20 protein-coding genes are annotated in these 19,659 nt (G+C 43.9%); 7 read left to right on the plus strand and 13 right to left on the minus strand.

Going from position 1 to position 19,659, the window contains the following annotated elements:
* Positions 1 to 28: 28 nt before the first annotated feature.
* Positions 29 to 529 (plus strand): AAA family ATPase, encoded by a 501-nt coding sequence (locus AC4G47_RS13950; protein WP_491106416.1) that lies wholly within the window; start codon positions 29 to 31, stop codon positions 527 to 529.
* 445 nt (positions 530 to 974) lie between these two features.
* Here the strand turns inward: AC4G47_RS13950 and AC4G47_RS13955 are convergent, their stop codons facing one another.
* Complete coding sequence (locus AC4G47_RS13955) at positions 975 to 1,637, minus strand: nitroreductase family protein (RefSeq protein WP_491106417.1); 663 nt, start codon at positions 1,635 to 1,637, stop codon at positions 975 to 977.
* Positions 1,638 to 1,827: 190 nt separating this feature from the next.
* Between AC4G47_RS13955 and AC4G47_RS13960 the strand changes: the two genes are divergently transcribed.
* A complete protein-coding gene (locus AC4G47_RS13960; RefSeq protein WP_491106418.1) occupies positions 1,828 to 2,421 on the plus strand; it encodes a TetR/AcrR family transcriptional regulator in 594 nt (197 codons plus the stop codon).
* Positions 2,422 to 3,587: 1,166 nt separating this feature from the next.
* Here AC4G47_RS13960 and AC4G47_RS13965 read toward each other — a convergent pair.
* From AC4G47_RS13965 to AC4G47_RS13990, 6 genes are all read right to left on the minus strand, one after another.
* The gene (locus tag AC4G47_RS13965) at positions 3,588 to 3,794 is read right to left on the minus strand and encodes a DUF5316 family protein (protein WP_491106419.1); all 207 of its coding nucleotides are present in this window, start codon (positions 3,792 to 3,794) and stop codon (positions 3,588 to 3,590) included.
* Positions 3,795 to 4,311: 517 nt separating this feature from the next.
* Positions 4,312 to 4,614 (minus strand): immunity 53 family protein, encoded by a 303-nt coding sequence (locus AC4G47_RS13970; protein ID WP_491106420.1) that lies wholly within the window; start codon positions 4,612 to 4,614, stop codon positions 4,312 to 4,314.
* A 108-nt stretch (positions 4,615 to 4,722) separates the two neighbouring features.
* Positions 4,723 to 4,995 carry a hypothetical protein gene (locus tag AC4G47_RS13975; RefSeq protein WP_491106421.1) on the minus strand — a complete coding sequence of 91 codons (273 nt, stop codon included), beginning with the start codon at positions 4,993 to 4,995 and terminating at the stop codon, positions 4,723 to 4,725.
* Positions 4,958 to 5,455 (minus strand): hypothetical protein, encoded by a 498-nt coding sequence (locus tag AC4G47_RS13980; protein ID WP_491106422.1) that lies wholly within the window; start codon positions 5,453 to 5,455, stop codon positions 4,958 to 4,960. The genes AC4G47_RS13975 and AC4G47_RS13980 overlap by 38 nt, the downstream gene beginning before the upstream one ends.
* Before the next feature lie 173 nt (positions 5,456 to 5,628).
* Positions 5,629 to 6,030: a DUF3888 domain-containing protein gene (locus AC4G47_RS13985; protein ID WP_491106423.1), complete on the minus strand. Its 402-nt coding sequence runs from the start codon at positions 6,028 to 6,030 to the stop codon at positions 5,629 to 5,631.
* 114 nt (positions 6,031 to 6,144) lie between these two features.
* The gene (locus tag AC4G47_RS13990; protein ID WP_491106424.1) at positions 6,145 to 7,065 is read right to left on the minus strand and encodes an AraC family transcriptional regulator; all 921 of its coding nucleotides are present in this window, start codon (positions 7,063 to 7,065) and stop codon (positions 6,145 to 6,147) included.
* A gap of 196 nt (positions 7,066 to 7,261) precedes the next feature.
* Here AC4G47_RS13990 and AC4G47_RS13995 point away from each other — a divergent pair, with 196 nt between their 5' ends.
* Positions 7,262 to 7,999, plus strand: coding sequence for an SDR family oxidoreductase (locus tag AC4G47_RS13995; protein WP_491106425.1), 738 nt, complete (start codon positions 7,262 to 7,264; stop codon positions 7,997 to 7,999).
* A gap of 316 nt (positions 8,000 to 8,315) precedes the next feature.
* On the opposite strand, the gene AC4G47_RS14000 is transcribed toward AC4G47_RS13995, so the two are convergent.
* Genes AC4G47_RS14000 through AC4G47_RS14010 form a run of 3 tightly spaced genes read right to left on the minus strand, consistent with a single transcriptional unit; the run spans position 8,316 to position 10,722 of the window.
* Complete coding sequence (locus AC4G47_RS14000; protein ID WP_491106703.1) at positions 8,316 to 8,633, minus strand: DDE-type integrase/transposase/recombinase; 318 nt, start codon at positions 8,631 to 8,633, stop codon at positions 8,316 to 8,318.
* A 48-nt stretch (positions 8,634 to 8,681) separates the two neighbouring features.
* Positions 8,682 to 10,034 carry a sensor histidine kinase gene (locus tag AC4G47_RS14005; protein WP_491106426.1) on the minus strand — a complete coding sequence of 451 codons (1,353 nt, stop codon included), beginning with the start codon at positions 10,032 to 10,034 and terminating at the stop codon, positions 8,682 to 8,684.
* A gap of 1 nt (position 10,035) precedes the next feature.
* Positions 10,036 to 10,722, minus strand: coding sequence for a response regulator transcription factor (locus AC4G47_RS14010; RefSeq protein WP_491106427.1), 687 nt, complete (start codon positions 10,720 to 10,722; stop codon positions 10,036 to 10,038).
* Positions 10,723 to 10,927: 205 nt separating this feature from the next.
* Here AC4G47_RS14010 and AC4G47_RS14015 point away from each other — a divergent pair, with 205 nt between their 5' ends.
* From AC4G47_RS14015 to AC4G47_RS14030, 4 genes are read left to right on the plus strand one after another with little or no spacing between them, the layout of a single operon-like run.
* Entirely contained in the window at positions 10,928 to 11,146 is a 219-nt protein-coding gene (locus AC4G47_RS14015; protein ID WP_491106428.1) for an SHOCT domain-containing protein, read from the plus strand.
* A gap of 19 nt (positions 11,147 to 11,165) precedes the next feature.
* Positions 11,166 to 12,206 carry a DJ-1/PfpI family protein gene (locus tag AC4G47_RS14020; protein ID WP_491106429.1) on the plus strand — a complete coding sequence of 347 codons (1,041 nt, stop codon included), beginning with the start codon at positions 11,166 to 11,168 and terminating at the stop codon, positions 12,204 to 12,206.
* Between the two features lie 19 nt (positions 12,207 to 12,225).
* Positions 12,226 to 12,864: a DUF2306 domain-containing protein gene (locus AC4G47_RS14025; protein ID WP_491106430.1), complete on the plus strand. Its 639-nt coding sequence runs from the start codon at positions 12,226 to 12,228 to the stop codon at positions 12,862 to 12,864.
* Positions 12,861 to 13,685: a DJ-1/PfpI family protein gene (locus AC4G47_RS14030; RefSeq protein WP_491106431.1), complete on the plus strand. Its 825-nt coding sequence runs from the start codon at positions 12,861 to 12,863 to the stop codon at positions 13,683 to 13,685. The genes AC4G47_RS14025 and AC4G47_RS14030 overlap by 4 nt, the downstream gene beginning before the upstream one ends.
* Before the next feature lie 237 nt (positions 13,686 to 13,922).
* On the opposite strand, the gene AC4G47_RS14035 is transcribed toward AC4G47_RS14030, so the two are convergent.
* The 3 genes from AC4G47_RS14035 to AC4G47_RS14045 all read right to left on the minus strand — a co-directional run bounded on the left by AC4G47_RS14035 (position 13,923) and on the right by AC4G47_RS14045 (position 19,585).
* A complete protein-coding gene (locus tag AC4G47_RS14035; RefSeq protein WP_491106432.1) occupies positions 13,923 to 15,971 on the minus strand; it encodes a glycoside hydrolase family 16 protein in 2,049 nt (682 codons plus the stop codon).
* A gap of 200 nt (positions 15,972 to 16,171) precedes the next feature.
* The gene (locus AC4G47_RS14040; protein ID WP_491106433.1) at positions 16,172 to 17,743 is read right to left on the minus strand and encodes a response regulator transcription factor; all 1,572 of its coding nucleotides are present in this window, start codon (positions 17,741 to 17,743) and stop codon (positions 16,172 to 16,174) included.
* A gap of 3 nt (positions 17,744 to 17,746) precedes the next feature.
* Complete coding sequence (locus AC4G47_RS14045) at positions 17,747 to 19,585, minus strand: sensor histidine kinase (protein ID WP_491106434.1); 1,839 nt, start codon at positions 19,583 to 19,585, stop codon at positions 17,747 to 17,749.
* Positions 19,586 to 19,659: the final 74 nt, after the last annotated feature.

The following is a 19,659-nucleotide window of genomic DNA, read 5'->3' on the forward strand; positions in this document are numbered from 1 at the left end:
GGGACTTTCTTAAAAAGGGAGCGAAAATATGACAAATACTTCGGGCTCAATATCAAAAAAGAAGGCGATAATTCTGGTTACAGGGATGTCGGGTACAGGTAAATCAACGGTTCTGGGCGAACTTGCTCATAGGGGGCATAGAATTATCGACACCGATTATGATGGTTGGAGTGAGAATGTGGATGGTTCTGGGTGGTTATGGCACGAGAATCGAATCGATGAGCTGCTCACTGAACATAGCGAAGGTACTTTATTCATTTCGGGTTGTGTATCAGATCAGGGAAAGTTTTACCCGATGTTTGATGCAGTAGTGTTGTTAAGTGCCCCCCTCGAAGTAATCCTTGAACGTATGGCTTCCCGTAAGACGAACGATTATGGAAAAACTGTCGAACAACGTGAAGAAATTATACAATACGTTGCTAGTGTTGAGCCTCTCTTACGTGCTGGAGCTACTGTTGAGATCGACACCAGGAAGCCGCTTGATGAAGTTGTAACCGAGCTTGAGCTCATTGCCAACTCCACTAGCTGATCACTTCTTCGCACTGTACAAAACCGCCCAGTTCGACCAATCTAAGTTCCTTGTTAAACTAAACTGCCCGTTAGTTTAGTGAATTGAAGGGCAAGATGACGATTAGATATACGCCTAACCGGCAATCGGTACAAGTTCTTGTCCCTCGACACCTACAATTTAAATTTAAGTTCGATTTCTTATTTATCTAAAGTATATTCCACAGTGGAACTACTCCCTAAGCCTGCCCTCGTTCTCCCGGCTACGACCATCGTAAAACACCCATAAAAATAGGCCAACCAGAATATTTCTGGCTGACCTAATAATACGAAAGCCGCTAAATAAGCGAATTTGAATGGGACAATGTTCTTGTCCTTTGACATCCTCGATATCCTCGACATCTTCTCTTCTTCTTCGATGAGGCCAAATCGACGCTCCATATACATTCGTCATCTTTTACATTTTGTTATTCTTTAGGCATTTCGTTAAAGAAAGCTACATCATCGACTGCCAGCCTCACCGTCGGATGACCTGACTTCGCCGCCTTGCCGATGGCGATGAGCATAATCGGAACGTAGCGTTTTGATATGAGGAACGCTTCCATGAACTTTTGTTTGTCGTAGCCGCCCATCGGTACCGTGTCGTAGCCTTTAGCGCGGGCGACAAGCATGAGTTGCATCGATACTAGCCCGCCGTCGGTATAAACTTTTTCGCGGATGTCCTCGGGCGGCATGCTCGAATACATCCCGGTATAGCGTTCCACGAACGATTTAGCCGTTTCTGCAGGCATGTAACCCGCATCGACCGCTATTCCGTAGATTTTCTCGGCCGATTTATAACACTCCAAATCTCCGAGTACCGCAATGACAGCCGAAGCCTCGACCACTTGCTGTTGATTGAATGCGATCGGAAGCAGCTTCTGCTTCAGCTCCGGCGAGTCGATAACAAGAAAACGCCACGGCTGCAGGTTAGCGGCTGAAGGAGCCAGCGTAGCTTGCCGCAATATTTCGGTCAATTCCTCCCGCGAAATTTTGATCTCGGGATCATAGCTACGAACCGACCGGCGTTCTCCAATAACATCAAAAAAAAGTTGGTGCTCCATCGTTAGAGACGGTTGTGAAACCGACATGTTTTTTTCCTCCCTTTTGGAAAAGCAGCATTCTGCATATGTTCCAATACAACATGAGTCGTTTGAACAACACTTGTTGTATTTATATGTTATAATACCAACCGAATGGTACGCAATCATCAATAACCATAAACCGTTGTATAGACAACACCATTTCTATAATGTCGTTTTATTAGGGGAGATCTTAACGATGACAATTAAAAAGAATGAAGCTGATCCTCGTGTGATACGTACACGGCGACTCCTTCAAGACGCTTTTGCTTCATTAATTCAAGAAAAAGACTTTGAATCGATAACCGTTAGGGATATAGCAGAGCGGGCTACTGTTAACAGAGCGACTTTTTATGCGCACTTTGTAGATAAATTCGAAATTCTTGAGGCCAAATTAATGGAATCATTTATGACAATCATGAATCTTAGAATAAACGGTCATGAAGTATTAAATGAGGAAACAATACAGAGTATTTTTCTGGGTGTGTGCGACTTTCACAAGGGTCTAAGCACGATGTGCAAAAGAAGGTATACATCGCTTGGACCTGTATTCGAAATTCAAATAAAGGAAAAAATTCAAACGATACTTCTTTCCTTTATAGACCAAGACAAGATGCTATCGAGTCCAAACGCGCACTTCTTAATAAATACAGCTGCTATCATGTTAAGTTGGGGGATGTATGGGGCTGCTTACGTTTGGAACAATGAGGGGTGTCCAATAAGTGCGGAATCATTCGTTAAACAGGCTATGCCCTTAATGATGAACGGAGCCAAAGAGTTAGTAGAATGTTAGATCTCATATAATGTGTGAGAAAAGGGCCCCAATCCACATCGGATGGGTCCCTGCTCATTTTCTTACGGGTTGACGGTTCCGTTAATCTTCTCGAAGTACGGGGCCAGCTTGGAGGCCAGCTGCTCAAATTGCTGCTGTTCTTCTATGGTCAGCTTCTCCTCATGTTTGACTCCTTATCATCAGTGATCTTCAGCTTTAATTGAACCATCCGTTCTGTTTATTTCTATGATAGTAACGAGTTATATAGAGTAATTCTAAATAAACAGCAATTAGAATTACTGAATTTCTTTTCGTTCCCTTCGTTTATACAATTATCTTTTATTCTTAGGTGGCAGGATCAATATATAATTATCGAGCCCAACCATCAAGTTATTTGAAGCCAAGATTTTATGAAAACTATTTGATTGAATATATTGCAGTTTTCTTGGCATCATTATAGGTTTCAAGTTACGTGGCTATTGTGATACCCTGTGAATTATCTACTCTGAAAAATGAAATGGATTCACTGGTTACTGCTGCTTTTATTATATTTGCTGTCTCGGCTTTGGTATTTCGTCGGCGATTAGTGATGAAAAAAAGGAGTAATATATTTATACTTCCTCGATTTAGGACGAATGATTCCCAGTAGCAATCCTAATAATGTTTCTGCTTATCTTCAAAAAATAATGAAATATATCTCCTCCAACATGCACCCATGCCAGAAAATAGAATCTTCTGTTTTAAAATATATATAGTTTGTTTCTATTGAGCTGTGTCCGGCTCTAACCTCAAATATTTTACTAATGCCCTTGATCATCTCATAAATCTGATCATACCGTTCTTCCTGTTTCGATCCATTGTCGCTGCGTAGAGCGTTTGAATGGTTCTACAAAGTCACTTCTACTAAGCTTATAGCATGTAAGATACTCAGCATCACCTAAATTACCGACGGGCTGCGAAATACGTCACCTTGCCGGGCAACACCCACTGTATCCCTTCATATCCAGGCACGTGATCGCTGACCCGCACTTGGGGCGTTCTGGTCTACGGAGGGGCCCTTTTCGTGATTTAAATACTCATACGTAAACATATACAAAAAAGGATCATCAACATTTCTTAACGATTGTATCCCATGAAGACCGAACCAAACAAATCCGATGTATAATTACATTGAGCTCTACTGCCCGTTAGTTTAATAAATACATCAATCCAGCAACTGCAAACGAGCAAACACCTGCTAATGCAGACCATGTAGCAACTTTCTTCTTTATTTCACGGTCTTCCTTAGACTCTGAATAAAAATTACCTCTTTGTTGGTAACCAGTCGTCCATGCCCCAATGCAAAGTCCAGAAACAAAAATGAGAATGATCCCTAGAAAAATAAAAAAAATCATATTTCATCTTCCTTCCCAATCACCCTAGTTTTTAATAAACGTTTATTACAGGGAAAGGTTGCAAGCGAAGAAGTGAAGTTCTATTTACATTAACCTGCCCGTTGGCTTAATGAAATACGGTAAAATAACGATTAGATATACACCTAATCGTTAATAGGAACATGTTCTTGTCCCTCAACGAGGACAGGATCAGCACTAAGTACGATATCGGTATATGTTTTCATTCCTCGAGCCAAAAGACACATCTAGCATCCTCTTCACTTCTTTGCTAAAGTGCTTTTACGATTTTGTATGTCTCATAGTCTTCCAAACTCCATCGTCGTAGCTTTAGAATATGCTTCCTTTACAACACCTGCTCATCTATTTATGGTGTTATAATTACTCCGTGCTCTCTTTCAAATATTGTGGAATACCAAAACACCTAGAAAGATTAGTCCTATATATATCTCAATAAAGAATAAAAAGTCCTTAAAAGGCATTTAACCAAATCAAGGTCTCTTCCTCAGGTACTACATAATTAACTTCTCTCTAAACTCAAAACCCAATTTTTAAAGCAGTCTAGTACTTCTTCTAAATTTGTTGCTCCCCCTGCACCGTGAAACACTCCATCCCTAACAATACAGTAGAACCAATCTTCTTCATTTCTCTCTTCTTCAAACATATCAAACGGAACATCCTCTAGAAAAGTATCTGTCAAATCAATTTTGACAGACCAACCGGGATTATCCACAGTATCAATTTTAACACCGTATGAATGCTCCCAATCACCATTACAGTTTTCAAGATACCAGTTTTGAAGCCATTTTAATGTGTTCATCATCTCTACCTCTTCTTCGAAATCTCTTCTTATCTAACTCCCCAGGTATTGATTTAACATTCACTGAACTAATGTTCTTGTCCTTATACAATTTTTCTAACGACAGTATTATCAGTGTTCTATGGCTACCAAATACTTTTCATTGCCTTTTTTATTTATCAAAGCAACTCCAAAATCAGATTCCCATTTAAGTTCGCCTAAATGTTTAGCACAGGCAAATTCATCTGGTTGTTCTGATATGACCTTTTCTAAAAGTGCTTGCGTACCATCTCGTTGTAGAATAGATATGAATATATCCATGCTTTCTACATTATGATGGCATATGACTTTTGCATTGTACTTCTTATTAGGACTTTTTACTGTTTTTTTTCCAAGTCCATTCATTTACATAACCTAACTCTTCTATTTGTAATGCTATTTCTGTAAATGGATCAATCTGCCAACTATTACGTAGAGCAAGTTTCTCGATCCCGTCCATGAGTAGTCGAAGCGTAACCTTTTTTTTCTCCAACTCATTTTTTGCACGAAAGTCATTCAAACTGAATTGGACTGGCGCCGAACACACACCTGAATCGTTAACAATCCTTTCGTCCGAAATGTTTTCTACACATTCTATTAGGACTTTCCAACAATCTTTTGTTTTGTATTTCCAAAATAAACGTTCAAACATCGCTGTAATACAGCGAGTTTCCAACCTAAATGAACGTCTTTTCCATTTCCAATTCAATTCATAATCTAATTTTGTTGCTTCGTTGTACTCACATTTTTGTATTTTCATTATAGATTCAATGCTTTCATCATTCAGAATATACGGTAAATCTAAATCAAATTCTTTTAGATACATCTGATCCTCTCCTTAGATTATTCCAATGGGCGTGGCCTTTGATATTTACTCATACTCATTGAATTCCCCTTGCTTCGATTTATTTTGAATATAAGAAATTTACTTGAACAAAACAGCCGATCACGATGGTCAGCTGCTGTCTTACTATTATTGAGTTATCGTTTCCCGTTAGTTCAATCGGTTTTAATAATTTCTTGCCAGTTTGGAGGCAAGTCGTAATCCTTAATGTGCTTATACTCTTGAACCACTATTGATCCGGAGTTATCTATACTAAATCTCATCGAGTCGATCCCAACATCCAAATGAGGTCCTACGTACGGGATTGTTTTAACCCGTACATCAATATGTGAAGAATAATATTTAACGTCTATATCGGTTCCATCTAAAAAAGGCATAAACATAGGTGATACGGTTAATTTATTTTTATAGTATCGGTTAATCTGTTCCTGTATTTTTGGAGTTAACAAAGTAAGTACAAGCCGTTTCAATGGTTCATCGTCTAGCTTTGCAAAAACGGGCTGAATTGTCATCAAGAAAATGATGACCGTTAGCAATGATCCGATAAATCTTTTCATTTCTGAAACCCTCATCCCCAGGATTTTTTTAAAGGTATTTTTCACTAAATGAAGATAATTTATTATGCTATCTTGCCGTTGCTGAAGAATAAGCAATCCAAGAGATTATGGAAATCATCGATGATCATATAACGAATCGCGGAGGTGCTTAACATCACTTATCGGCGGACGTCCGAATAAGCGGGCGTATTCCCGACTGAACTGAGAAGGGCTTTCGTAACCAACTCGAAAACTCACCGTAGCCGCATCCAATTTTTCCATGATTAGAAGTCGGCGTGCCGTTTGCAACCTAATTATTTTTTGATACTGCAACGGACTCATTGCTGTTACTCTTTTGAAATGCTTGTGCAATGATGTAGGACTCATACTAACATTTTTTGCTAACTCACTAATGACAAGAGGCTCAGAATAATCTCGTTTAATGAGGTGGATCGCTTCAGATATACCATGTGCATAGCTTCCGGCCAGCGCAAACTGACGGAGCAATGCTCCCTGCTCGCCCTGTAGCACCCGATAAAATATTTCACGTATGGTCAGTGGAGCAAGCATTGGAATATCCATAGGTGTATTCAAAAGTTGGACAAGTCGAAGTACTGCATCTAATAAAGAAGGCGTAGATGTATTCACCACTATTCCTCGTCCAGTCTCCCTGCTTCTCTGGGGACTGATCTTATTGGCGATTTCCAGAAGAACATCTGGATTAAGCGTTAATTGCAAACTTAAATAGGGCAGCTGCGGTGATGCATCAGTAATTCTACCGATAACGGGCAAATGGACGGAGGTTACCATATAAGTAGCTGAATCGTATCGGATATTTTCACCAGCCAAAGTGGCGATTTTAGAGCCTTGGACGATCACGTAAAGAGAGGGCATATTGACAGTATGCGTCGGCTCCATTTCGTTCGATGCCCTTCTGAAATAGAGCTCAGCAATGGCTGTATTGTGTGTACCATCTATCGGTGCATGCAGTTGAATTAGTCGAGCCAACTCTTGCTGATAGGTTGAAATGGTAAGCCTCGGGAAGAGTTGTTCCATAATTCCCCCTCCTTATTCTGTAGATTTTTTAAGTTTATTGTAGCCAGACAGACAGGATTAGGCAAAAAAAGTGCAGTAATCGTCTACCTGATATTAATCACTCTTTTATATACTTCTACTAGTGACGTCAACGACACTTGCAAACATAATCAGTAGAAAGAAGGATTTAACCATGAGCGTAAAAGAGAACATAATTATGTCAGGAATCAAAAACAAAGTCATCGTTATTACAGGCGCAAGCAGTGGAATTGGCGAAACAGCGGCACTCCTGCTTGCCGAACGCGGTGCTAAGATTGTGCTTGGAGCGAGAGGTACGGAACGACTAGAAGCACTTGCGAGGCGCATTATAAAACGGGGCGGTGAGGCCGTTTATGTAAGCACAGATGTAAGACGGCGAGAAGACTTGTCCAGGCTTGTCACGCTAGCCTGCGAACAGTACGGCAAGCTTGATGTATTCATTAACAATGCCGGCGTTATGCCGATTTCACCCCTTGATGAATTGCGTGTTGAGGACTGGGAGTCAATGATCGATATCAACATGAAGGGCGTGCTTTACGGTATCGCAGCTGCGCTGCCTATTTTTCGCAATCAGGGTTTTGGTCATTTTGTCAACACTGCTTCTACCGCTGGACATAAAACAGTACCGAATCAATCTGTCTATTCTGGCACGAAGTTCGCTGTTCGTGCAATTTCAGAGGGGCTTCGCCAGGAGGCTGGCAAACAATTACGTGTAACAATTATATCGCCTGGAATAGTGCATACAAATTTCACGGAGGGTTTGACAAATAAAGAGGTAAAGGACCGTCTAACGGCTATTCGGGACGAGTTGGCGATGCCGCCGGATGCGGTTGCCCGCGCTATAGCGTTCGCAATAGAGCAACCAAATGATATTGATGTGAATGAGATTGTAATCCGCCCGACAGCACAGGTCTAAGCTATACAGTTTGAAAATGAGAATGATTTGAACTTCAGATGTGACTAATCTCGAAGTATATATTTGTCTATTCCAAATTGAATTCTTCTACCCTTTAAGGAAATGAAGCTGCTGATCGTGTACGAGAAAAACTCTACATCAGAAATCAAACTTGTTCTTAAAGAATTAAAACCCATCAGCACCACTTATGGATTATCGAGAGTCGATCCCGGGTTAGATTCATTCAATATTTTGACCAACTGACTGACACGGCCCTGGGATACACCAATCAGCTCCGCCATTTCTTCTGGGATGCATTTGGATGGTTTTGCATAACTTACATGATAATTTGGGCGCCAACCTTAGGCAACATGTCGTGGTAAGCATGAGACGTGTACTGGAAGCCTTGGTCGCTGTGAACGACTAGTCCAGTCACGTCTTTTTGCTTGGGGAAAGCCTTCGCGAAGGTCTGAAGTAGCAGCTCATTGTCTTTAGGTTCGCTCAGTTTGTAGGCTACAATCTCGTTATTGAATAAGTCTTTCACTGCCGAAAGATACAGCCAGCGCTCGCCTACCCTGTATTGAGTCACATCTGTCACCCATTTCTGGTTTGGTTTCTCAGCCGTGAAATTACGCTTAAGTAGATTATCGGCGATACGCTCGACTGGCTTGAAGACCCAGCTTTTAACGTGAAATAAAAACGACTATAGATCATCCGAATCTATCTGCTCTAAGGTTGCTGCAGGTAACCATCCTTCAAGCAGTGCTCCTCCTTCCGGATGATTGCTTGCGGCAAGTTCGCCTCCGTGCTGCCTAACAATTCTTTGTGAAATGGTTAAGCCTAATCCGCTGCCACCGGTTGAACGACTTCTGGATGTTTCCCCGCGATATAGGGGTTCAAATACACGCTCAAGTTCTTCCGCAGTGAAGCCCGGCCCGGTATCGCGTATCGTAAACTTAACCTTATCACCAACTTTGTTACACTGGACTTCGATTTCACCACCCGCAGATGTGTGTCTTACGGCATTATCCAGCAGATTGTTCATGGCTCGTTCTAATAAATGCATATCTCCATGGATGATGCACCGATCCGTTACATGAAACGAGATGGAAACTCCTTTTTGCCGAGCCAGTGGACTCAGACTATCCATCGAATTCCGGACGACCTGGTTAAAATCCACCGTTTTATTATGCAGTTGCGACTCCACATACTCCATTTTTGTAAAAGTGAAAAGATCCTCTACCAAACGATCCAATTGGGCCGATTTGTCCTTGCAGACCGCAACATATTGGCCCATTTTCTCCGGAGATTGAGCGATCCCTTGCTCCAGACCATCCAAGTAGCCTCGCAAAGCGAACAACGGTGTCCGTAAATCATGCGCAACAGCCGCAATGACGAATCGGCGTTCCTCTTCCAGTTCAGCCTGTTTTCGATAGGACTGCTCAATTCCCTTGACCATAACATCGAATCCGTCGCGGACTTCAGCGATTTCAGTGACCCTCGACATGGGTAAGCGAACATCCCAATCCCCTGTTGCAATTTGTCTTGCTGCGATCCCCATCTTCTCGAGTGGTTTTAGAACGAATCGTCTCATTTCCATTCCGACAACAAAAATCGCAAGCAGCAGCCCGACAAAAGCTGACATCACTTGAAATTGGTTGGATTGAGGTAAGTACAGAATAACCCTTCCCAGCAACTGGCCGTCCTCGATTACGGAGAACCGCTCGGTTGATAAATTAGTGCCGCGTCGGTCAGGATTGGAACGATAAATTTCCTGATCTTCTGCGGATTCAATGAGAACATCCATCTTCGCTTCACGCAGCGCGGAATACAATTGGTTTTGCCAGACTGGATCTGTCCATTGGTCTGTGTCCGATTCAATTCTCTGCGTCATTTCCGATATATTTCGTTGCAGGGTCTCGTTTTGCAGCCGACCTTGTTCGAAGCTGAGTGTCTTGGTTTCCATAAAGTGCGCAGTAACAAAGAAGATCCACGGCAATAAGAGGATAAAGAAGAAGCAAAGCATGGTAAACGTACGAATGCGGAGCGACCTCATATTACCCTCCCTCAAAGCGATACCCTACTCCCCATACGTTAACCAGAAATATCGGCTGGTTCGGATCAGCTTCGATTTTCTCACGTAGCCGACTAAGATGAACCCGAATTGTATGCCTGTCGCCCACCCCATCCCAAAACTTCGAAAGTAATTGTTCATAGGAGAAAACATGTCTCGGATGTTCGGCAAATAATCGCAACAGCTCATATTCCCTGGGTGTGAGCACGATGTTCTTTCCATCCACTAGTACTTCTCTTGTGGTCAGGTTTAATTTAATGCGGCCGTAATCCAAGACCCTGTTATCCAATTGTTGTGGGGAAGCGGAACGCCGCAATACGGCTTTTACTCTGGCAACGATCTCACCCGGCGAAGCGGTTTTGACGATGTAATCATCGCCTCCGAGAGTAAGGCCTCGAATCTTATCCACATCATCGCTGCGAGCACTCAAGAACAGGATTGGTACATTGCTCTCCCCGCGAATCCGGCGGCAAAACTCAAATCCATTTTGTCCCGGCATCATAATGTCAAGAACAATGCAATCAACAGAGCTTTCTTTAAATATGTCCCACGCTTGAGCGGTGTCACAAGCGGTTTTCACTTGAAAGTGGTCATTCTCTAGAAAATCCCTTAATAGCTCAACAATATCTTGGTCATCGTCTACAACCAGAATCGTCTTTGATACGCTCATGTTTATCCCACCTTTGCTTTCCTAGTTTATCATTTTTTTAACAAGAACTAATGCGAGCTTATGTATTGTGATGATTTGTTTATACTTTTGTGATCTTTCTGCATCTTCGTTTGAGATATTCGTTTGGTATGCTTCTCTTGCGCATACGAACGGCCCATACTTCGGGTGATCATGTCGCGCAGTCATTGATAAAGGAGGTTTACATATGGGTTTGGAAAATAATGCTTTCTCGTTCTTTCCTTTCGGCGCTTTGTTTTTGCTCACGCTGTTTTCTTTCCTGGCGGTTCGAGTATACGCAATTCGTCATCGTTACAAGAACGATTTTAAAAAGAATGACATCGCTATGATTCTGAAGAACCGAATGGCCAATGGTGAAATTGATGAGAAGGAATATCGTAAGCTGAAAGATCTTTTGACTAAATAAAGACTGGGAGGATTTATGGATGCTTAACGTTCAAATTGTATTGTTTGACGGCTTCGACCTTCTGGATGCGCTAGCACCTTACGAGGTCTTCTGCGCTGCAGCCATGAATGCTGAAAATGCGCTGAACGTAGAATTGGTCACCGCCGAAGGACCAAGATCCGTGCCAAGTGGCATCAATGGGTTGAGGATTGAAGCGAGTGGCATACTGGACCCGGAACGTGCGGGCATTATTCTCGTCCCTGGCGCTTCCGGCGACGTCGAAGGAGATGGGCCCGATTCGGTTCCGGCTATTCTGGGCCGGGCCATGGATACCGAATTGACCGGCATGATCGAGCAGGCTCTCCAGCACGAAGACAGCATAGTCGCAACAGTCTGCGGCGGTTCACTGGTGCTTGCCATGGGAGGCCTCTTGGAAGGCAGACCGGCGGTAACGAACCATCTGGGCATGGACTTACTTGGTGCAACCGGAGCTGTTCCCATCTCGGCTCGCGTCGTGGACGACGGCAATCTGGTTACCGGCGGAGGCGTAACTTCCGGACTCGATGTAGCGCTGTATCTGGTGGAACGTGAACTTGGACCTCGTATCGCCCACGCGGTAGAGCAGTTATTCGAATATGAACGAAGAGGCACGGTTTGGAAGGATACCGGGATAACGCCAAGCGTTAATAAACCATTGACAAGCGACGAACCAAACACCGCGGTGAACAAAACAGCGATGACACCCACGCCCAGCACGCTGCATAGCAATAGCGCACAGGCATCGGTCTTCGACGGAGATTGGGATACCACCCTCGCTACGCCCGTCGGGAAGCTGGAGGTCAAGCTCTCCATATCAACAAGACACGATATGATCCATGGCACGGCGACGCAAGGAGATGAAACCATCGGGTTTATGAACCCCGTGCTTCAAGATAACAAGCTGGGCTGGTCACTTCGAATCACAAAACCCATGCGCTTGAATCTCAAATTCGAAGTTGTCGTCGATGGAAATCACATGGTTGGTATCGCTAAAGCCGGCCTACTGCCTGCATCCAAATTAACAGGAAATCGAATTTCCTAGCTTCGGGAGTTGCGAACGGATGAAGAAACGGAAATCGTTATACTTATTGTTGGCCTGTGTCAGCATTCTATTTATACTACACGCCTTGGTGAAAAACTATTGGATCGATCCAGGTGCTTCGGGATTTTTAAGCCATAAGACCGGGTTGAAGCGCGAGCTCAATCTCCCGGTTTGGCTTAATGTCATGTACGTTCATGTTGCATTCGCATGTGTAGCCATGGCATCGGGACTGGTTAACTTTTCGAATCGAATATTGGAAAGAAGCCGCAGGCTCCATCGCATAAACGGCTATGTATATATCGTATCCGTACTGCTGGTTGTGCTGACTTCCGGATATATGGCCCCTTACGCCACAGGCGGAAAAATAAGCAGTATGGGATTCAATCTGTTGAATATGATCTGGCTGGTTATCACCATTATTGCGCTCGTCCAAATCAAGAGGAAACGGATCATTCGTCATCGTAACTGGATGATTCGTAGTTACGCCTTTTGCTTCACAAACATGTTGATCCATCTCATTACTTCCCTTTTTCATCAGGGATTCGGGTACGTTTACCCTACTAGCTACACCATCGGCGTTTACGGCTCGATTACGCTGCTGCTAGTTATTCCTGAAATCATCATCAGAACAAATCGAAAGGAATGGGTATCAGGATGAAAAAAATACTTGGCTTACTCACGTCGTTAACGCTCGTTCTATGTCTATTAGCCCCCGCAGCAAGCGCAGAAACAAACAAGAATCCAGATCCATCCAAGGGTAAAAGCGTGCATGTACAAATCGTATTATTCGATGGGTTTGATCTGCTGGACGCATTAGCGCCATATGAAGTATTTGCTGCTGCCGGAATGTACACTGGTGGAAAAGTTACTGTAGAATTAGTATCTGCAGAAGGTAAGCGTTCGGTGCCGAGCGGGCTGAATGGACCTGCCCTCGATTCGCAAGATGTGTTAGACTCTGATCGTTCCGGGATTATTGTTGTTCCTGGCGCTTCGGGGAAGCCATCGGGGAATACCGCAGATGCTATTCCCAACATATTAAGGCAGGCTAAGGATTCGGGATTAACAACGATGATGAAACAAGCTATGAATAATAAGGACGTTACGGTGGCTACCGTGTGTGGAGGTTCATTGCTGCTGGCTATGGATGGATTGTTGAAAGACAGATATGCTGTCACCAATCAGATAGGCATGGGTGCGTTAGGGGCTCTCGGTGCAATTCCGGTCGATGCAAGAATCGTGGAAGATGGCCCTCGTTTGGTAACTGGCGGAGGTGTTACTTCTGGACTTGATGTGGCCTTGTATTTGGTTGAGCGTGAAGTCGGACCACAGATTGCGAATGCCATAGAGAAGTTATTCGAGTACGAGCGTAGAGGAACGGTGTGGCAAGCAAACGGCATACCGCCGATTAACTTTGAGACGAGCCAGGAAACGTCTAAAAAAGAGCAACCGTCTGCACCGGAGAAAAAAGTCGAGAAGTGAGGAATCGATCATAAGTTGCAATGAAACATGTCGTTTCATCTACTCGCCTATGAAACTGAATGAAATCTTTAAACAAGCCGGAATTTTGACGCTTAGCAATTAACAATACCAGATGAAGCTTGAGTAAACAGAGATCCTACCTGCCTAAATAACATCAATTCAAATTAACAACAAAAAAAGCCGTTGATCATCATTATTCAGATCAACGGCTTGTTCATTGCGGAAACAGCTGTTTTATTACTGTTCTTTATACACGCGTACATAATCCACTTGCATAGTCGCCGGGATATCGGAGGCGTTCGGAGTACGGCCACCGTCAAAGTTTCCGCCGATTGCCAAGTTCATAATGAGGTAAAACGGCTCATCGAAAGGTGCACTCGGATTATTCGGTGCAGCTGCGGAATACCACTGTTGGTTGGTCACTTTATAGAAAAAATTGCCATCGACATACCATTTAATGTTGTCCTCTTCCCAGACTACCGAGTATACATGATAATCATTGGCAAAAGTTTGCCCCTCCGGGAAGTGATAATCGCCGCCCGAAGACTGGTTCCCGGGCCATTGTCCACCAAAGTGTATGGTACCGCTTACTGATCCAGGCAGACGGCCTCTCGCTTCCATAACATCAATTTCACCTGATGCAGCCCAAGTGCCGTATACCGAATCTTTTGGAAGCATCCACAGTGCTGGCCATACACCATCACCTGTAGGAAGCTTGGCACGAAAATCTACTCTGCCGTACTTCAAGGACAGTTTATCCTTGGTGTTAATCTTGCCAGAAGAATACTGTGCATACCGATTCGGATCCTGCGGGAAAGATTTGCTATCGTTCATGGCTTTGATATTCAGCTTTCCGTCCTGTACATATACATTTTGGGTGCTGTTCGTGTAGTGCTGCAGCTCTGCGTTACCCCATCCCCATGTAGCGGGATCGTTATTGAGATAATAGCCTGTTTCATAGTTCCATTTGCTTGTATCCAGCGTAGTTCCGTTAAACTCATCCTGCCAGATGAGGTTCATGCCCGCGATTGCCGGGTCGGTTGGCGTTCCGATTGAGATATCCTCTTGATCGGATACATCCGGACGCGGAGCATTTGGATTGCCGATAAAGGTATAGTTGACGAAGTTGTTGCCAATATTTCCGCCCGCCTGTCCGTTCAGTGGATATCCAATACGGATCTGCATATTTTCTTGGATTGGCTGGAACCAAAGACCATAGATATAATCGGCCCAGTAACCCCACTGGTTGGCATCGGACATATTGTTATACCCATTACTGGAGTATGCAAATTTGCTCTGGCTGGAGTTACTCAAATCAACCCATTGCCCATTGATGTTAATCTGGTATACAAAATTGCCCAGTTCCTTGGCGATTGGCGCCCCCCCATCAATTTTCGGAAGCGGAACCCCAATGGAACCATTTGCATCTGCTGTGAAGGTTGTCCCTTCATATGGCGTAATCACATATGAATTTCTTGTAGGTTCATTAAACGTAATGGTATAAACAAGATTAGCCGAAGAAGTCTTTGATTCCAATTTGACATTGATCGACTCCGTTACGTTAAACCAGTACCCACCGCCGCCATCAGTGAATTGGCCAAAATTGTGATCGTAGATCCAGCCGCTGGCTGCGTTATTATCAATATCAATCCAGGTGCTGCTGTTAATAGGTTTGACATACACCTTCAAATCATCCGCAACAGCTTCATAAGTGACCGCAGGATTATTGTTGAACGTTGGATATGTAAAGCCTGCACCGCCTGTGAAACTTGCTGTGATTTGTGGACCTTGTGTCGCATTCATCGCTGTGATGGTTGTTTTGTTGATGTTTTGGAATACAAGTTGATACTCCAGCTTAACACCATTCGCTTTGGAGTACAGTTGAATCTCGGTTGTTGCGGAGAGGGTGAACCAATAGCCATTGAAGCCTCCATCGCTCCAGTGCCCCCAGTTTTGGTTATAGATATAACCGCCTGCCTGGTCGATATCAACCCAGTTGTTGCCCACTTTTACATTAACGCCTACATCACTGTAAACATCATTCCATGTCGCGGAGCCTCCATTGAACTTAGGCATAACAAATCCGTAGCTGGCCTTGCCAACCCCAGATTTTGAAATAACAGGCCCATCTGCTGGTGAGAAGTACTCCATTGAGCTTACAGTAGTTCCCGCTGCCTGAACCTTTGAAGCTGGCAGTATGCCAATACTAGCCAGCATCACAACCACAAGGAACATACCGAGTACCTTTTTCATAAACCGTTTCGCCGTAAAGTGAGATGGTTTCATAATTGCCCTCCTTTAATAGAATAATAGCTTCTCCCAATCCATGCGCATTAAGGAAACGCTTACAATTGGGAATATCTTTATTCTATCGAATAGGTTAATTTGCTGAAAAGGTACAATTGTTTTTGTGGTATCCCATTTTTTTGGCTTTTGATTCAATTGGCATATTTAACAAGGGAGATTGTCCGTTTGATTATGCTGTTTCATGGTATAGCGTTATAGTAATGAGCCTCGTGCTCTGCCTTCTGCCGCATCATCTGTCGGTACTCTGTGGGTTGGATCTGCATCACAAGTCGGAACGCGCGTGTGAAGCTTTTGTAGCTTTCATAGCCAACCATAGCAGCCACCTCAACAATTTTATGATCGGTTTCGGCGAGAAGCTTGCGCGCTTTATCCAAACGCACATCTCGTAGGTATTCAGCAAAACCTTTACCAATATTCTTCTTAAACAGATTTGAAAAATAAGCATAATTAAGCGATACATGATTGGATACCATCGCGAGGTCCAGCGGTTTGTGGTAACTCTCGTGTATAAAACGAATGGCTTCATTTAGATCCTGCGAATTGCGATAGCTGCACTTATAGTCATAATATAACTGATTCAGCCGAAGCAGCTGCTGTTGCAGTGCTTGTATATAATCACGCATCCCTTGATAATCAAAGAGATTACGCAATGATTCAAGGTCCAGCACTTCTTCCCCCATATAAGGGCGGATAACTCGTTCGTATTCCTCCATTATCTGAACGGTGGCTGCGCAGAGCTGTTGGGTATAGCGAATAGGATAGCGTTGCAGCACCTTTTTGTGAAATATTGCAGAAATACCCTGAGTAATCGTCCCACTGTTATCTGTTCCAATCGACTGGAACAGTTCATATAAGTCTTCATAGGGAAGTTGCCACTGCTGTTCCATATGCTCAATATGTACTGGGAAGATACTGTACTGATCAGGAAACAGGTAACTGTGGCGATAGAGCTCAAGCACTTGGGTATAGCTGTCTGGTAGTTCTTTTAACCCCTGAATCGGGTTAGTCATGGCCGTTATAGCATCGATCTTTCCTTCCTTGAGCGCTGCAGGCAAAACACTTGGATCTATGGAAGCATCTACCGCAAGGATCAGGTATGGGCGATGTTGCAGGCAGATACAACCTTGTCTGCCAAACACACGATAAGCAATGGCTTCCATGCTATGGGCGCTACTGGCTCCGGGCTGGTTCATGCAAACTTCTTCCCGCAGCAGGGCTAGGCGATAATTACGCCATAACGCAACATTTTGTTCCTCAATCTGAAGAATCCATGCGTCATCACTTAACGCTCCTTGCATAAACATTCTTAATTCTTTACGATCGGTCTCTTGGGCGAGACGGGATACACGCTGTATATTATGCGTAAGTGCCTGCCGTGTCTGGATCTCTTGCCATAGATGCTCCAGGGAATTTTGCAGATCCTCTCGCTTCAAAGGTTTTAGCAAGTAGCCCTTTGCCCCAAGCCCGATAGCTTTTTGGGCATATGTAAAATCACTATAACCGCTGATAATGAGGTATTCCACATCCCTGTATTCCTCTTTGGTTTGAGCCATGAGAGCCAATCCATCCATATCCGGCATCATAATATCGGTAATAACGATGTGAATGCAATGCTGCCGCAATAGGCACAGCGCCTCAATCCCGCTCGCGGCACAGTATATGTTGTTCAGCTCCAGAGGAAATTGATGCAGCATGGCCTGCAGGCCGTCACGAATGTGTTTTTGATCGTCCACAATCAGGATATTAATCATGCTCTACCACCCTCCAAGATTTACATTTTCCCAAGGAAAACGTATCGTTACGCAGGTATATGCACCTTGAACACTATCAATCCAAAGACCGCAATTCTTGCCATAATGAAGCTGCAACCGCTTATTCACGTTTTCCAAACCAAGTCCACTCCTGCTAGTAACCATCGGCGTATCCGATTCGCTCCGCAGTACTGCCTGAAGACGGTGTAACGTCTCAGGCTCTAACCCCTCTCCGTCATCTCGTATGTTAATGAAAAGCAGACTGTCATTCTCCACAGAAAAGGTAATCTCTATAGTTACCCTGCCGCCTGAAGGTGCTCCGTGATGAACTGCATTTTCAACGATGGGCTGCATACACATCTTGGGAATGGCGTAGCGAAGTATCTCCTGAGGAAGATCCGCCGTCATAACGATACTGCCGCCTTCCATAAAGTTGATAAATTCAATATAATTTTGGATATTGGCAAGCTCCTCACGAAAAGCAACGGTATCGCTACGCCACTGCATGCTGTAACGTAGCTGGGAGCCCAACGATACCAATGAATTGGCTATAGCAGGCTGTCTCTGTACCTCTGCCACCATACGGATCGATTCCAGGGCGTTATATAAAAAATGAGAATTAATCTGCGAATGAAGGGAGTGCAACTGTGCGTTTTTGGCAATTAACTGCTTATCCACGACCTGTGTCATTAGACGTTTGACCTCATGTAACATTTTATTGTAATTCACCGCCACCTCATCGATTTCATCCCCTCTTTCGTTCTCATCAAGGCCTGTATCAATCATTGCATCCAGCTCGCCTTTTCGTACTTGCCGCATTGAACCCAGTACGCTGTCCAACCGCCGGAAAATACGCCGCGTCGTTTGGGATACGAGTAGCATAATCAGCAGCAATACACATAATGTAATCGTTACCACAACTGCATACCAACTGCGCGGCCCCTTCATCAATGCCTGATGGGAAGCAATATCGACCACATAAGTGTTCAACGGAGCGATGTATCGATACAATGCATAGAAGCTCTGATCTCCCACCTTAACATGAAGCGGGCTTTCCTGCGGCAATATATCCAGCTGGTGATGAATACTGCCAAGGATCTCCTCCAGCCCCTGCCCGTACTTCTCAGAAAACTCATGCTGGGGATTGTAAACATACTGGGGAGGATCGCTTCCGTTCATCAATACCGAAAAGAAGTCCCCCTTGCTCTCCTGGAGCAGGTCGCTGAAAAACATGCTGTGCGGGACTCGCACTTCCATAATACTAGGGCGTTTTTGTTCCTGCCCTTGAAGGCGAACCAGACGATAGTAGGATAATGTGTGTTCACCATCCCTAAAAGAAAATAAACGGTAAGCCGCACCACCTTCATCCCGAAGCTTTACCCAATAATCCTGCGGGTAAAATTTCTTATAATGATAGATTTCAGGCCAGATTTCATACAAGTTTGGGTTATCGACGTAAAAGCTAAGCTCACTGATCATCGCATTGCTTTGAATAATATTGAGCATTTGCTCAAACTGGTTCTGCTTAAACTTTACCAGGCGCAGTCCATCCACAAGCATATTGGAATGAATAAAATCCACAAATGACTTTTGAGTGAGGGTCGTATTGGAAGCGTTCTCAATCATGTCCATTCTTCTGCGCAATTGTTCATTCAGCCATGAAACGTGGCTGTTGCCCGTTGCCATAGCGTCCTTATATAGCTGCGTTTCTTGCATGCGGATATACACAAAGGATATCAAAATAACAGGTATGGCAATCATCAGGCTAAATGCCAGAAACAGCTTTTGGGATATACGGGCATTGCGATAAAGCTTCCTCAATCTCGTCAGTAGGTATTTCATTCTGATGTATTCACCACCTTTGTTATACCATATATTACTAGTTAGCAGATAGGTAACAATGTATTAGGGAATGG

Source organism: Paenibacillus sp. Negev47 (assembly GCF_058313655.1).